10 protein-coding genes and 2 pseudogenes are annotated in these 16,173 nt (G+C 48.3%); 9 read left to right on the forward strand and 3 right to left on the reverse strand.

Annotated features, from left to right (window positions below):
- Positions 1-404: pseudogene (locus G438_RS0100005) on the forward strand (DDE-type integrase/transposase/recombinase); the annotation flags it as partial.
- 890 nt (positions 405-1,294) lie between these two features.
- Here the strand turns inward: G438_RS0100005 and G438_RS10005 are convergent.
- Together G438_RS10005 and G438_RS10010 are read right to left on the reverse strand one after the other, a co-directional pair.
- Positions 1,295-2,398 carry an acyltransferase family protein gene (locus tag G438_RS10005; RefSeq protein ID WP_240470934.1) on the reverse strand — a complete coding sequence of 368 codons (1,104 nt, stop codon included), beginning with the start codon at positions 2,396-2,398 and terminating at the stop codon, positions 1,295-1,297.
- Positions 2,399-2,449: 51 nt separating this feature from the next.
- On the reverse strand, positions 2,450-4,186 hold the full coding sequence (locus G438_RS10010; RefSeq protein ID WP_051259140.1) for a hypothetical protein: 1,737 nt from the start codon (positions 4,184-4,186) through the stop codon (positions 2,450-2,452).
- A gap of 87 nt (positions 4,187-4,273) precedes the next feature.
- On the opposite strand from G438_RS10010, the gene G438_RS0100020 reads away from it, so the two are divergent.
- From G438_RS0100020 to G438_RS10030, 8 genes are all read left to right on the forward strand, one after another.
- Complete coding sequence (locus tag G438_RS0100020; RefSeq protein ID WP_165569211.1) at positions 4,274-6,136, forward strand: rhamnan synthesis F family protein; 1,863 nt, start codon at positions 4,274-4,276, stop codon at positions 6,134-6,136.
- Positions 6,137-6,148: 12 nt separating this feature from the next.
- Positions 6,149-7,018: an NAD-dependent epimerase/dehydratase family protein gene (locus G438_RS0100025; RefSeq protein ID WP_026459625.1), complete on the forward strand. Its 870-nt coding sequence runs from the start codon at positions 6,149-6,151 to the stop codon at positions 7,016-7,018.
- A gap of 28 nt (positions 7,019-7,046) precedes the next feature.
- Entirely contained in the window at positions 7,047-8,948 is a 1,902-nt protein-coding gene (locus tag G438_RS10015; protein WP_034284455.1) for a rhamnan synthesis F family protein, read from the forward strand.
- Positions 8,945-10,102 carry an acyltransferase family protein gene (locus G438_RS10020; RefSeq protein WP_084402877.1) on the forward strand — a complete coding sequence of 386 codons (1,158 nt, stop codon included), beginning with the start codon at positions 8,945-8,947 and terminating at the stop codon, positions 10,100-10,102. Before G438_RS10015 ends, G438_RS10020 begins: the two co-directional genes overlap by 4 nt.
- Positions 10,099-10,971, forward strand: coding sequence for an ABC transporter permease (locus tag G438_RS0100040; RefSeq protein WP_051259141.1), 873 nt, complete (start codon positions 10,099-10,101; stop codon positions 10,969-10,971). The genes G438_RS10020 and G438_RS0100040 overlap by 4 nt, the downstream gene beginning before the upstream one ends.
- A gap of 4 nt (positions 10,972-10,975) precedes the next feature.
- Positions 10,976-12,187, forward strand: coding sequence for an ABC transporter ATP-binding protein (locus G438_RS0100045; protein WP_026459627.1), 1,212 nt, complete (start codon positions 10,976-10,978; stop codon positions 12,185-12,187).
- A 206-nt stretch (positions 12,188-12,393) separates the two neighbouring features.
- Complete coding sequence (locus G438_RS10025) at positions 12,394-13,632, forward strand: hypothetical protein (protein WP_131245681.1); 1,239 nt, start codon at positions 12,394-12,396, stop codon at positions 13,630-13,632.
- A 177-nt stretch (positions 13,633-13,809) separates the two neighbouring features.
- A complete protein-coding gene (locus tag G438_RS10030; RefSeq protein ID WP_084402879.1) occupies positions 13,810-15,477 on the forward strand; it encodes a BCCT family transporter in 1,668 nt (555 codons plus the stop codon).
- Between the two features lie 218 nt (positions 15,478-15,695).
- On the opposite strand, the pseudogene G438_RS12125 reads toward G438_RS10030, so the two are convergent.
- A pseudogene (locus G438_RS12125) lies at positions 15,696-16,173 on the reverse strand (DDE-type integrase/transposase/recombinase); the annotation flags it as partial.

Raw genomic sequence — 16,173 nt, forward strand, 5'->3', positions numbered from 1 at the left:
TGCCTGATACTCGCCCGGATCTTGTCCAGCGGCACTTTAAAGCCGGTGGCCCGAACCGGTTGTGGGTCGCTGACATCACCTACGTTCGGACCCTATCCGGGTTCGTTGACACAGCTTTTGTCACTGACGTGTTCAGCAGGAAGATCGTGGGCTGGTCCACCAGATCAACCATGAGCACCGAGGCGCTACCGCTTGAAGCGCTCGAGCAGGCAATCATGAACGCCAAAGATGACCTAGCCGATCTCGTTCACCACGCCGACCACGGCAGTCAATACGCCTCGATCGTTTACAACGAACGATTGAGTGAACATGGAATCACACCCTCAACCGGTTCGGTCGGCGACTCCTACGACAATGCGTTAGCTGAGACGGTTAATGAGCTGTACAAGGCTGAGTTGATCTATTCCCAGACCTGGAAATCATGCACACAAGTCAAATGAGCAACCCTGAACCGGGTTCACTGGTGGAACAACATTTAGCTACACGAGGCTCTCGGCTACACCACCGCCGAAGAGATCATCACCAGCTACAACCAACACCAGACAACTGAGCTGACCCCCGCACAAGAAGCGGAACAAAACCCAGGACACTTCAAATGTCATTGAAATGCATGCCATCGTGGACTGCGGCCTGTGTGATCATTACTCGCTGGCAGACTTGCCACAGTTGATCGTTGGTTAACGGCGATCTGGATCGGATGTGGAACATCGTACCGATCATGAAAAGGCCACAACACGTATAGATCATCTGATCAAGATCATCGATTAAGGCCTGTCTAGGAGCCGTACCTATTCGCCTAGCCGGTCCTTTCCAGCTCACGTGTACTCGCTCGAACGAAAGACTTTCGAAAGCCTTGCCCTGCGTTCGTTGCTCTAAATTCGCTTCTCTTGCTGCATGTGCATGGAATTATTCTGCTCGTGGTGCTTCGGAGCAAAGAAGGCCGGAACTGCTGCCAAAAGTCATTATCTAAGTGTGCTACGGCCAGTTATTGCGAGGCCAAGTATTTTCGTTCCGTAAGTCAGCCTTGCTCATTCCATCAATAGATCCTCCGCATGCCATCCCTGTACAGACGACTTGCTTAACCACGCCTCCCCCCCCAGACCCAGTTCGTCTATCACAGGTACAGTAGGCCAAGCAGACTCAATGAGTGGCCTGAATGCCTCCAGTCGATCCGGTGGAATAGACTTCATGCCTTTCTAATATGTGATGAAGGTCTTTCCTGGTGGACACAGGAATCTGCGCCCGTGAGGCGTGCAACCAAGAGACACATCACTATTCAGACAATGTTTGGAGCTTAGCTTTGATGTTGAGCTGGGAGATCATGCGGTCCTTTAGCAAGGTCTCCCCAAGGTGCCTTGCCACGTACCCAACGCATCGCGGCGCGTTCGATGCCAAACCAACTCAGTATTGATAGGAAAATAGTGATGCCTGCGCTGAGAGCTAGAAGAGGGAGGAATCCAAGGCGATCCGCCCCAAGAGTTATGAGGAATTGGATAACTGGGAAGTGAAAAAGGTACACGCCGTACGAAATGTCATGAGTCTTGATAATAGACGGTGAAGGGAGCACTGTTCCCAGATAAAGGATGAGATAAGCCATAGAGGGTGAGGCGAGTTGTTTGCCATAAGCGGGGAATGTCGCGATCAGTATAAGAGAGATGACTAAGGCGAGAAGCGCATAACGTCCTCGCATGGGTAGACGTTCCCTCAATTGATAAATGATCGCACCTCCGAGAAAATAGGGGAGCATAAAAATTAGCAGGCTGAGGTCGTAGTTGTTGTCAATATACGGGTTAAGGCGTTCAATGCCGACATGTGCAAGGACCGATATGACAAAAAGTACGCCTGTCGGCCATATGTGCTGTCGAATAAATTTCCATGACATGAAGACGCCAATAATGATGTAGCACCAAAACTCGTAGGAAAGACTCCAAAGTGAACCATTCCAAGCGCTTAACTCATGTGAGGCTAAGGTTGTGCCGATATTGTAGTAACTCACTTTAAGGAGGAGGTTGCTATACACATAGTTCAAAGGCGTGGGAGAAGTCCCGAAGTAGCCATCAATGGTTCCCTTTTCAAGGAAATGAGTGAGTGGCGCCAGAGCGAATGCGACGAATACGAGTACCAATAAAAAAGCGGGATAAATACGGACAACTCTATTGATCAGGTACCGTCCAGCGTCGCTTCGAATACGTGCGCCTGTAATAAGGTATCCAGAAATGCCAAAGAACCCGACAACAGCCCAACTTCCCAGATGCTGACCGAATAAAACGACGCCGTCACCTACTCCTGCGAGAATTTGTGCATGAGAGAAAACAACGAGTAAAGCCAAAAGTAAACGTAATAGATTGAGTGAATTGTCGCGAGAGTCGAGATCCTTTTGAATGAAAATACGTGACATTAAACTAATCATTATGTCGTTCTGGCTCCTTTGAACAAGGACATGGAATAGTCATTGGTCTAATACAACATACTGTACGGTGTGTCGGTATGCATTACACTGTTGGACTTGTTGTTTCGTTTTCTCAAGTCCATTGCTGGATGTCACTATCGTTGCGTCTTTATCCCAGGCACGTAGCAGCGGACAAAGCAACTGGTAGTACTTCTTGTCCCAGTCTCGATATGCGTGGATACGCACGTCATGGTCTGTGGGGGCAGAAAACTGGATGAGGAAGCGGTTTCGATCTCCATCGTAAGCAGGTTCGGAGGCTTGACGGATAAACACTACCGGTTCCCCTGGTCTAGAATCGAACACTTCGACAAGTTGGTCGTAGAGGCGTTTTTGTTCGAGAGACGGAATGTTTGCATCTCTTGCAATTATGGGTAGTACTGTTTTGCGAAGCCCAAGATATTCTGAAGGTAACAAAACGCCAGCTGCCATGATAACTACTGCTAAAGCAAGGTGTGTGAAACGTCGAAGATAGAATTTACCCTGCGTTGCTTGATCCTCTGACCTGTCTTCCGAGAAGGCTTTTACCAAGGTTTCCACGGTCATAATTGTGGCGAAGACTAGGGTAGATATCCACAGCATTTTGAGCGGATAATAACCCCAGCGGGTATCGCCAGCGTCGCGCATTAGGAGAAGGAAGAACACTGCCAGCCATCCGCCCATTGTTACAGCTCCTAATCCCATCACGTCCGCAGAGCGTCGATGGGGGGCAATAACTGCAACGAGCAGAAACAGGAGTAAAAGGATGATAGCAGCGGTCAATAGGCGATCGGCAAACTCTCCACCAAGATTGCCAGGACCGGCTGCCAGATAGTCACCATCTGCTCGTAGGGAGGGAAGCGAAATCGTAAAAAAGTAAAGTGCTACGCTGCCCCACGTAAGTCCCATCCAAACATACTCTTTGCGTGTTGGATGGTCAATGCTGGCGTCAATAAAGAAACGGCATGCGGTAACTAGCAAGACAAAACCGGGTATTAAAGAAGCGGGCGACCATGTGGCAAGTGTTGTGATCACAAGTAAAGGGAGCCAAATAAGCGCTTGTGCAGGTTTCAATGTGCGGTAAATAACCCACGTGAGAATCAATATGAGATATATCAAGGGTATATTCATGTAGCCGTTATATTGCACCGCACCAAATAGATGTCTCGTAAACGGAACCCAACCAACAACCAAGGTTCCGAGAATTCGTACTGGAAGCGGCGCCTGTTTCAGTGATAAAAAGGCAAACCAAGCAGAGAAAATGCTGGCGACGACGCTTACAGTTGTTGCGGCGGCGATGTTCCCATAAAGCATCGTAAGTAACGGAACAAAAGAGGTTCCTGGTCCATAGAACAGCGACGAAATAACAGCGGTGAGAAACACGGGTTTGACTTCATCACCAACGCCTAGCCCGCCGTTACGGTGGATTGTCAGCGCCTCGATAGTGTTCATCACCATATCGTTGCGTGTGAACTGGATCGGAATTCCGCCATCGTAATGGGACAGGAAGCGTAACACAGCAGCTACGCCGATAATCGAAGGAAGCACGACAAGAATCACTGGCAGAACACTACGGGTCGTAAATTGCTTGACATTGCGTGCAAGGACCAAGGCTGTCAAAACGACCGCTGCGACGATGGCACTCCAAAATACTAAAGCAATGCCAGAATTTAGAGTTGATCCGACTAGCGAAACGAGTATAAGAAAGATGAGAAATAGAGTGACCGCTTTCGCTGAGTCTCTAAGGGTACACAGCTCCATGGCCTAAGAATACCTGAATCTCAGGGCATCCTAATTCTTTCATTGTTTGGAACTCATCACTGCCAGAAATGATCGTAGACTATGCATATGTGTTCGAGGCGTGCTGCAATCTATCTCTTTCATGACTATTTAGGGCACGTTGATGAATATGTGGTCGAAGTGTTGAGAAGTCTAAAGCCTTTCGTTCATCGAATCCTAGTTGTCGTTAACGGGATGCTTGAACATGCCAGTAGGGTCCGTCTCGATGACATAGGTGTGCAAGTACTGATCCGAGAAAATGAGGGATTCGATGTTGCCGGATACCACGCAGGACTCGAAGCACTTGAATGGAATACCCGTGGTGCTTACGACGAGATTATCCTGTTGAACAACACCTTTTTCGCGCCTATTCGGCCATGGGAACCAGTTTTCATGACTGCCGAGCAGAGGCCAGATGCGGACTTCTGGGGACTTACTGAACATCCTGAAGTGCGTCCACATCCATTCCTTCCTCAAAGTCAGATGTCGAAGCATATTCAGTCTCACTTCATTGTTGTACGACGACGCCTACTTTCTGACCCAAGATTTCGACAGTATTGGGAGGAGATGCCTCCTATCGACTCCTATAACGACTCTGTTGCCTATCATGAAGCTCGATTTACCGAGCACTTCACTCGACTTGCTTTTTCAAGTTTCGTTGTATTTCCAGCCAAAGATTATGCCACAGACAATCCTTCGATTCTCGATGCTGAGACCCTTCTAGATGAGGGGTGTCCGATACTGAAACGTCGGGTTTTCTTCCATGACCCTTTGTACATGGCACAGGGCAGAACTTATGGACAGCGTTTGCTTGAGAAAGCCGAGCAGTACGGCTATTCCTCGGACATGATCTTGACTGGAGTGGTTCGGAATGCGCCCCCTCGTTCTCTTGCAGTCAATGCTGGGCTTGTTACGGTGCTGCCATCTGACGGTTTTCGTGAGGAAGCTGACCAAATCTCACTTAATGTTCACGGGCATGTGGACTCTCTTTCGGCACTCGACAGGCTTATGGATTATTTGTCCATGATTCCTATGAGTGCGCATCTTGTGATTACCTGCACGAATAAGTCTCTATTGCACCGGACACAAGTAGTGATGACTGAATTGGGTAACTCGGCTGAAATTCGGTTGAGTAATCCGTTATGTAAAACAGCGACGACCGCCCTACTTCTCAATGTGCGAGATCTGTTGAGGCAACCTAATAATCTTATGCTGGAGCTGGGAAGGCTTTCGTCATTTCATGAGGGGGGGAGTCGAAGGAGAGGAATCCTTGAGTCGTCAGCTGTTCTCTCACATGCGATTGAACGATTCGAACACGAGTCCCATCTGGGTATTCTGGTACATGCTGCCCCCATATCGGAGATCGATCATTCCTCCGTCGCAATCCATTACGAAGCGGACCATGCGCAGGCGCTTGTTGATAGGTTGAAGTTGTCGACGCCTCTTGATGAACATTTTCCGATTACTTCATCAGGCGAAGCATTTCTCATTCGCCCTGGGGCTTTGGAGACTTTGATGCGGGCGCTCAACAACGAATCCGCTCATCAGTTTCTATTTGCGCCGGAAATGCTCGATATTTGGGAGCATCTTGTCGTTTCCTTTGCTGCACGCGACGGATATTACACGCGTTTGGCTCTCAGTACCAACGAGATTACTCGTTGGTACGGACTGCTTTCGCACCAGCTAGCCGTGCTACTCGCGTTGTTACCCGACGATAGTATAAGCGGGTTAATTTGTGCAGATGGCAAGTTGGAACGAAAGGTAAGGGGGACTGCTCGCCTAAAACGTTTTATTAAGCGCCAATTTCCATATTTTGCGATCTGGATTACACCTGTGTATCGTCGGGTTAAGATGTGTGCTGCCTTGGGAAAGCAGAGGTCTCAAAGAAAGCAATATCGCCTTTGCGCACGAAGGCGATATAGGCGGGTCTGATATGATGTGACCATGCGCAAATCTGTTCTTGTCACGGGTGCGGGTGGATATATCGGGCGACACGTGGTTGCTAAACTTCTTGACCGAGGGGTCCAAGTTAGAGCCGTTGACCTACGTTTTGATGGTGTTGATCCGAGAGCTGAACGTCTAGTCCTAGATGTTTTCTCAGGCGCCTCCGACATATACGAGCAGATGGGACGTCCTGACGTTGTTGTCCATATGGCTTGGCGTGATGGCTTCAAACATAATTCTCGTGCCCACATCGATGATCTAGCTCTACACTATCGCCTGATCGATAGTCTGTACGAGGGAGGGTTGAAGCATCTTGCGGTGATGGGCACTATGCATGAAGTTGGCTACTGGGAGGGGCCAATCGATGAAAACTCGCCCTGCTCTCCTGCCTCACTCTACGGGATCTCGAAGAATGCTTTGCGTGAGATGGTGCGTTTGAGTGCACAAACACATGGGGCGATCTTCCAGTGGATACGCGCCTACTACATTGTCGGTGACGATAGATTTGGGAACTCTGTCTTCTCCAAGCTATTAACTGCTGCGGATGAGGGCAGAGCTACTTTCCCTTTCACCAGTGGAAAGAACCTTTATGACTTCATTCCTGTGGATGATCTTGCGGGTCAGATTGCCGCAATTGTTACTCAAGATAACGTTAACGGTATTATCAACGCCTGTACGGGTGAACCGGTGTCCCTCGCAGATCGGGTAGAGCGTTACATTAAAGATCACGATCTTTCCATACAGCTGGAGTATGGCGCATTTCCCGACCGACCCTATGACTCACCGGGAGTCTGGGGGGATCCGTCAAAGATACGAGCTATTCTTGCGGCCAACCCTCCTGGACCATCCCCTTCCCCTCTTGGCTCATAGAGTAGTTATACGTTTGTAGGAGGGCCCTATGATCCTTACGGGAACAGCGAAACGTCTCGGAATTTTCTTTTTCTATGACGCTGCTGGACAAGTCGACACTTTTGTTGAGGCATTGTTGGGTGACATGTTGAAAAATTTGTCGGAACTGGCGGTTGTAGTCAATGGAAATCTGACTGAAGAAGGCTATCGAACTCTTTGTCAATACACATCGAATGTCACTGTGAGGGATAACAGGGGGCTCGATGTGTGGGCGTACAAGACAGTTCTCGACTCATACGGATGGAGCCGTCTTAGTAGCGATTTCGACGAAATAGTTCTGTTTAATTGCACCATTATGGGACCTGTTTACCCATTTGGTGAAATGTTCTCGGAGATGGCCGGGAGAGATGTCGATTTTTGGGGTGTCACAGCATTTCACGGTATTCCAAGTGGAAGCACTAATGTCTCCTCCATCGAGGAGGTACCATGGCACATCCAATCACATTTCCACGTATATCGACGTTCATTGGTGTCCAGCAAGGAATTTCAGGCATATTGGGATTCGGTACCCATTATCAAAGATTATGCTGACTCTGTTGCTAAGCATGAAAAGCCTTTTACCCAACGGTTTACTGACCTTGGATTTGTGTGCGATGTTTATGTTGATACGCGCGACCTTGAAAACATCACGAGCCACCCGATCATCTTTGCACCAACTAAGCTGATCGCGGAGAGGCGATGTCCTATTTTTAAGAGACGCTCGTTCTTCCACGATTATGAGGATGTTCTCGATCAAGCAATCGGCAATGCGGCTCTTGATTTATATGAGTATTTGCGCGATCACACTACCTACGATACAGGCATGATATGGGAGAACCTGCTGCGAACTGTGGAACTCACCGACTTGGTGAAGAATCTGCAGTTGACATATGTGCTCCCGACAAGGGTAGTAGAAGTGGAACCCCAACACCAGAAAATAGCTCTAATCATGCATGTGCATTATATGGAGCTTATGGAGTCGATGCTTCACTATGCGCGTTCAATGCCAGAGTATGCTGACATAATTGTTACAGTTGGTGCGGACGAAAAAGTACGGTACGTCAGCTCGTTGTGTTCTCAATTGCCTAATAAGGTTATTGTGCGTAAGGTGAAGAACCGGGGGCGAGACGTGTCTGCGCTACTTGTTGGAACGTGCGATCTCGTTCAGCAATATGATCTCGTGTGTTTTGTGCATGACAAAAAAGTCACACAGATCCAACCGGGGACAGTGGGCGAAGGCTTCGCTCTTAAGTGTTTTGACAACGTCTTGGCAACACCAGCATTCGTCGCAAATGTAATTGCCACCTTCGAAAAAGAGCCCCGTTTAGGGTTGCTTACCCCGATGCCCCCAAATCATGCTGACTATTTCCCTATTTCAGCCTACGCGTGGGGTCCGAACTTCCAACGTACAGAGCAGCTTCTTGGCGACCTTGGTGTTTCTGTTCCAGTCCATGAAGAAAAAGGACTAATTGCGCCTTTAGGATCGACATTCTGGTTTCGGCCCAAAGCTCTTCAGAAGCTTTTTGATAAAGGCTGGGAGTGGAATGATTTTCCTCCCGAACCGCTTGCTGGAGATGGTACGATCAGCCATGCGATTGAGCGTTCTCATTGTTATGTTGCTCAGGGAGCTGGATACTTTAGCGCATGGCTTTTTTCGGATCGTTTTGCTCGGATTGAATTAACGAATCTATCTTTCTATACGCGGGAACTAACGCGCGCGATGTCTGATCATTGGAATCTTGCTAAACAGGTTGACATGGTGCGCGCTGCGAAAGCATCGACCTCCACGTGGAAAGTTCTTCGAGCGGGTTTTAAGCGCAGAACTCCTCCCCTGTTTCACGGACCTGCAAGAGTTGCGTTAGGTATTGCGAGGAACGTGCGAAGTATCTTGAGACGAGGAAAAACCTCATGACACTTAGTACTAACACAACGCCGCGACAGCGTTTGTTTTATTTAGACCTGGTGCGTTCTCTGGCAGTATTCCTTATTATCCTCACGCACTTTAACAATCCTTTCCTGACAGACGGAGGCTTCCTTATCGTCAATCGTCCATTCGGGATTTACGTCGGCGATCTTGGGGTATCGCTTTTTCTTATTATTTCGGGCGCTGCATTGGGACTAACCTACCGATCTGCGATTGACCTAAAAAAATACTACTGGAAGCGGTTTTTAGGAATCTACCCAATGTTCTGGATAGCTTGGCTACTCGGGACATTATATTTTTTTCTAGATCTCAAAGGGCATCCGATTAACGCGTCGTCAATGCGCTCGATAATATGGACAGTATTAGGTGTTGACGGCCTCATTTCTAATTTTAATGTTCAAACTACTTACTTGCTTGGTGAATGGTTCCTAGGGTTTATTATTATCTTTTATCTGTTCTTTCCCCTGCTTTCGTGGAGCATTGATCGTTTCCCCATTCTCACCGCGCTCGGTATTGCGGTCGCCTATATCATCACAATTTATTTTCTGAATAACTCTGTTTCTTTCCCTCTCTCGGTGCTTCTCACAACGCGTCTTCCGGAGTTGGCTTTTGGTATCTATTTCATACGGCGTTTTAAACGTGTGCCCCTGGTCGCGATAGTGGGAGCCGTTGTTGCTCTCATCGCAACGACCTACTTCGCAAACTCAGTGCAAAAGGATGTTTCCACAACCGTCGTAGGCATTGCGGTCTTTTTGCTTCTCGTAGCGTTAAGTGAGTATGTTGCTATTCTTCCCCTACGTGAAGGCATTTCTTTAGTTGCAAAGTACTCATATCCGATTTTTTTGGTACACCACGTTGTGATTTATAAGCTTTTTAATTATTCAGGTATTCAGTGGCAAACTTTTACCTCAGTGCAGCTTTATATGTTTTTTGTTGCAATTTGTGTTATTTCCTTCGCTCTTTCGCTCGTTTTAGATCGGATCACTATGCACGTCATCGCTTTCTTTAAAAGTGCTTTCTACGGGAAGTGGTGGCGCTTGCATTCTGTGGTCGAACCGGAAGGTGCCTCTAGTGACAGTGGCTCAACCGAGCTACTTGTGGCACACTTTTCCTCAAATTGGCCAAAGGTGGCACAGAAATGAAACCAACAATATGGTCGCGGATTCTGACTCCGGAAATTATGTCCACACTTGAGTTAACCCTACGTTTTACCCAACGGTCCGTATCGTCGGAGTTTAAAGGTACTACGCTTGGCCGTCTCTGGTCTTTAATTAATCCGCTGGCGACGGTTGCGGTCTTTACCATTATCTTTGGCTTAGTCTTTCGTGGAACGGTGGAGCCTGGATTGCGTTCTGGTATCGACTCGTTTGCGCTGTGGATAGGTATCGGGGTTTTGTGCTGGAATTTCTTGTCGGCTGGCGTTATTAAAGGGATGAACTCGCTCGTTGATAACGCAGGATTACTGGCAAAGGTGTACTTTCCTCGTCGCGTGCTAGTTTATTCGTCTGGTCTTGCGCTTGTGGTTGATTTTCTCTTTGAATTGGCCGTTCTTACCGTTGTTGCGGCACTTATGGGTGGTCCAGGTGTTCTTTTGATGATTCCTATCCTCCTTTTGATCACACTGTTAACCGCGATGTTTTCGACTGGACTTGGATTAATTTTGGCAATTGTTGCCGTTTACTTTAGAGATATTACACATCTATGGCAAATTTTTAATCAAATGTGGATGTATGCTTCCGGCGTTGTCTTTTCGTTAGCAATGCTTAAAGAAGTGGAGATCAAACTATTTGATATGGGATGGCAGCTGTATGGACGGCCTATTCCTATCACGACATTATTTCGTCTAAATCCGGCCGAGATATTCCTTGAAGCCTTCCGTGCCTGCCTCTATGACTTTGTGCCACCAGTCGCTCCAGTATTAGTCGCCTGCCTTCTCTGGGGCATGGGGATGTTCATAGTAGGCAATTTATTTTTTAGTCGCTACTCAGCTCGAATTGTCGAGGAGCTTTGATTTTATGACTGCAATGGCTGTCCGTGTTGATTCCGTTTCCAAGCGCTTTAGGGTATATCGGCAACGTAACCAAACGCTTAAAAGTGCTTTCCTCCATGGAGGAAGAGGGAAACATGAGGACTTTTGGGCACTGAGAGATATCACTTTCGAGATTCCAGAGGGACGGACATTCGGTCTTTTAGGACATAATGGCTCTGGAAAATCGACACTTTTGAAATGTATCGCAAAAATACTGAAGCCTGACACAGGGCGAGTTGTAGCTAATGGTCGCCTTGCAGCGATGCTTGAGGTTGGCTCTGGTTTTCATCCGGAACTATCCGGTCGTGAGAATATTTATCTAAACGCCGCTATTTTGGGTATGACCAAGAGAGAAGTCGATCGGAAATTCATCGACATTGTTGATTTTTCTGGTGTTGGGGAGTTTATTGATCAGCCGGTAAAAAACTATTCGTCAGGAATGTATGTACGTCTAGGTTTTTCAGTATCGGTCCACATTGAGCCAGACATACTTTTAGTTGATGAGATCCTTGCGGTCGGAGACATGGCATTCCAACGAAGATGCATGGCAAAGTTCGCTGATTTCCGTGAAGAGGGGAGAACCGTTGTCGTTGTTTCTCATGCACTCGATCAAATGCGCTCTTTCTGTGATGAAGTTGCTTGGCTTGATCACGGCTGCCTTCAAGACGTCGGGAATGCTATTGAAGTTATTGACAAATACGCTATTACAGCAGTTGATGGTATACGGACTTCGCAGGGTGGAATAAAAATAGGCTCTGGTGAGGTTGAAATCCTTGCTGTAGACGTATTAAACGCGCAGAAACAACACACTTCTCGACTTAATGTGTATGATTCACTGACGCTAAGGGTGCATTATCGTGCGCATGAAGTTGTGCGCAACCCGGTTTTTGGTGTCTCAATCGACACAAGTGGTGGAACCGTAGTGTGGGGTTTGCATGGGCTGGATGCAGATTTCCTTCCCAAGACACTTGCAGTTGGTGACGGGTATGTTGACGTGCATATTCCCAAGCTGTCATTACGCCCCAATGAGTACGTCGTTTCGGCTGCAGTGCAGCCACATCATCTTTCAACGGTCCTTGGCGGCCTACAAAAGGCCGCATCCTTTGAGGTCATGCCTGGGCCGAACATGGAGTCAGGGGGGCTTGTGGCATTGAACGCCCGTTTCTTAGGACCCACACCTGAAAAATGTGAAGATTAATGGTGTGGCAGCAAACCGTAAGGAGAGCTAACGGTAACGGGAATGATCGTGCTGAAAATAATGTGTTTTCAGGACAAAAGTAGTAACTAGGTACACAGATGCGTGCTGGGAGGTATCCAACTTTGCTGAGTGTGGGGCCTGTTAAGAAATGGACTCTTTTGGGGTTTCTATACTTTGTTATTGCTGCCGTCCTCACCGTTAGGTTTATGAAGGCTCATGTGCCGTTGTCGGTATACGACGAGTTCCAGTACATAGATGCAGTCGACAAAGCGCGCCGCTGGGATGTAGTGATCCCAGGGGATATGACGGACCAATATGCGAGGATACTTGCAGCTTGCAGGGGTGTCGGTATTTCTCCGGAGTTGGTCATTCACCAGGGCACGTGCGCCTCTTACGTGCCCGATGCTGCTACGTTCATTCAGGGGTATACGTCTGCAGATATTCACTCACCAGTGTACTTTTTTCTTACAGCATGGCTATCGTGGCCAATACAGCAGATTCTTGGAATAGAACTGATTACGGCAGCACGGCTCACAGGAATCATCTGGTTGTGGTTCGGTATGGCTGCATTGGGCTGGATGTTATCAAGACTCGGCGCTCGACAAGGACTGATTCTTGCGCTACCTATTGCTATTGCCTCAATGCCAGTGTTTCGTCTCACTAATTCCTACGTGACACCTGATGCATTGAATCTGTTCATCGCTACGCTTGTGTTAGGGGCCGCAGTATTTTATGTCCGAGGAGAATGGAGTCTTATTCCGTTTGTGACGGTTTCCATGATAGGCGGAACTGTCAAGCTTCAGAATATCTTTGCTGTGGCAGCGGCGATTCTCTTCATTATGTGGTTCCGCATCTGGTTGTATACACAAAATAAAGGTGCTCCGTTAACTGTACAACACCATGCTCCACGACTGGGAGAACTGTTTGCTTTGGTGCTGATGCCTGCTATTGGGGCATTTTCCTGGCTTTTCCTTCGGGGAGTGCTGGGGGTTCAAGTGGATCGACCTCCACTGGACGGCCCTGCTGACTATACAGCTATTTCACTCTTGACCACGATAGATGACACATTGCTGGTTATTTTGGCTGGAAATGGGGGATGGGGCATTTCAACGCCTCCATCAATATTCTCAAGCATTGTGTTATGGCTACTTCTCTCTGGTGTTGTTGCTACCGCTATGTTTGACGTCGATGCTGACATGGTCGACAAAATATTTGCTCGAAGTGCGATTGTGTCGTTGCTGTTCATTGGTCCCATGACAATTTATGTATTTGGGGTAGTGTTTTCTGCACATATGACGGTACTCGCACGCTATGTTATGGCACTAGTTCCGTTGTTGTGTTTTCCGATAGCACGACGGATCACTACAAAATGTGCTCAGACAGCGGTCATTGCTCTCGCGGCCGCAGCCTGTTTTTATGGATGCCTATTTGCCACTGCTAACTAGAACAAGCTAGAGTGGTGAATCCTGATACTCATGAATTGACTTCCAGCAAGGTTTGTCGCCTTCCTTACATCTCACTCAAACATCTGTTGGGGTGTTCACACATCTATGTGTGCAATCATTAGGTATGAATGCAGGACTTGGAGTTCATTGTGTTAAATCGCGAGAAGGGGACATTTAATGGCGCGAAGTCTCAACCATCCAACCAGCGATGTTGATCCGAATCCTCGAAAACGCATATTCCCTTCTTCTCGCCGCAGAGACGCTCGTCACGGCGAAAGACATTTAGTGTTGTCCTGGCCAGTATTTACACTGGCGGCAGTTGTGGTCGTTCCTGTGGCCATTGCAGGAATTGTCGCACCGAAAAACATAGCGTTGCTTTTTGGCTCTGCCGTCGACTGGGCAGGTCGTCACTTTGGCGCTGCTTATATGGTGGTGGCGACAGGTGCGTTGTTGCTTGTTCTGGGCTTAGCTGTGAGTCGCTATGGAAATGTGCGCCTCGGTTCCAACGACTCACGACCCGAACATTCTGTGTTTTCATGGGCTGCCATGCTATTCGCTGCTGGCATTAGCACCGATATCATGTTTTTCGCAGTGGCAGAGCCAATCTCACAGTATTTGTTTCCTCCGATAGGGCAGGGAGAGACTGTGGAGGCTGCTCGAGAGGCGGTAGCGATGACCGTGTTTCACTATGGTGTACACGGATGGGGACTTTATGCGCTTCTTGGAATGGCATTGGCATATTTTGCGTACCGCCGTGGCGCTGAATTGTCACTGCGTTCAACACTACGCCCCGTGCTCGGCCATTATGCGGATGGATGGATCGGTCATTTCGCTGATGCTGCTGCTCTAATTGGTGGCATGTTTGGTATTGCCACTTCATTGGGTGTCGGCGTCGTACAGCTCAGCGCTGGCCTACATGTAATTTTCGGTTTATCTTCTGGTTTTTCAACACAGACTATACTGCTCATAGTAGGAATTGCCGTAGCCTGCCTGTCTGCGCTTACAGAAATATCTAGAGGCATTAAATTCCTGTGTACAGCTAATGTTCTGCTTGCGGGCGTTTTGCTTTTATATGTACTGATTACAGGGCGTACAACAATGCTGATCGACGCTCTGGTGGGTACTGTGGGAGATTTTCTTCGTTTAGCACCTCAATGGAGCCTCGAAACCTACGCTTGGGAACGTCCAGATGCATGGTTGAACGCCTGGACATTATTTTTCTGGGCATGGTGGATCACGTGGGCAGCATTCGTCGGTCTGTTTTTAGCTCGTATTTCGCGCGGTAGAACGATTCGTGAATTTGTCATCGGTACCATGACTATCCCTTTTAGCTACGTTGTAGTGTGGGTTGGGATTTTTGGAAATTCTGCGCTTGATCTTGTGCGTGCTCCTAGCGCCACCGGGCCTACTTCAGTAGCAGACAGAGATCCAGTCGTAGGCAAGGAATTTATTGATTTGGTGACTAAGGCGCCTGAACTTGGGTTGTTTGAATTGCTTGCGTCGCGCCCTCTCGGCTCATTAGCGGTGGTGTTGGCTGTTGTCGTTGGCGTTTTGTTTTACGTGACCAGTGCTGATTCAGGTGCTCTCGTTATGGCTGAACTCTCAACAAAGCCGACATATGAAGGGGACCAAAGCGAGCCTACTCCATGGTTGAGAATTTTTTGGGCAGTGATGACTGGGGCATTAACACTAGCAATGTTGCTGGCCGGAGGCATTCCTGTGTTACAGAATGCGACCGTAGTTATGGCACTGCCTTTTACACTCGTCATTGTGATGTCCGCTATTGGGTTGCTTAAGGAACTGCGGCAAAACGAATGTAGCTCTGAAGCTGTTTCATCCGGCTAATACGAGTGAATCTGCAGTTTATCAATCGATGCTGTCGCGGGCCGGGTATTGTATCCACTGTAGACAGATTGGTTACCGTGATCACTTTGTGATTTACTATTGAAGTGTCCTGGGTTTTGTTCCGCTTCTTGTGCGGGGGTCAGCTCAGTTGTCTGGTGTTGGTTGTAGCTGGTGATGATCTCTTCGGCGGTGGTGTAGCCGAGAGCCTCGTGTAGCTAAATGTTGTTCCACCAGTGAACCCGGTTCAGGGTTGCTCATTTGACTTGTGTGCATGATTTCCAGGTCTGGGAATAGATCAACTCAGCCTTGTACAGCTCATTAACCGTCTCAGCTAACGCATTGTCGTAGGAGTCGCCGACCGAACCGGTTGAGGGTGTGATTCCATGTTCACTCAATCGTTCGTTGTAAACGATCGAGGCGTATTGACTGCCGTGGTCGGCGTGGTAAACGAGATCGGCTAGGTCATCTTTGGCGTTCATGATTGCCTGCTCGAGCGCTTCAAGCGGTAGCGCCTCGGTGCTCATGGTTGATCTGGTGGACCAGCCCACGATCTTCCTGCTGAACACACGTCAGTGACAAAAGCTGTGTCAACGAACCCGGATAGGGTCCGAACGTAGGTGATGTCAGCGACCCACAACCGGTTCGGGCCACCGGCTTTAAAGTGCCGCTGGACAAGATCCGGGCGAGTATCAGGCA

The organism is Schaalia suimastitidis DSM 15538 (genome assembly GCF_000429105.1).
In the GTDB taxonomy this organism is placed as follows: domain Bacteria; phylum Actinomycetota; class Actinomycetes; order Actinomycetales; family Actinomycetaceae; genus Pauljensenia; species Pauljensenia suimastitidis.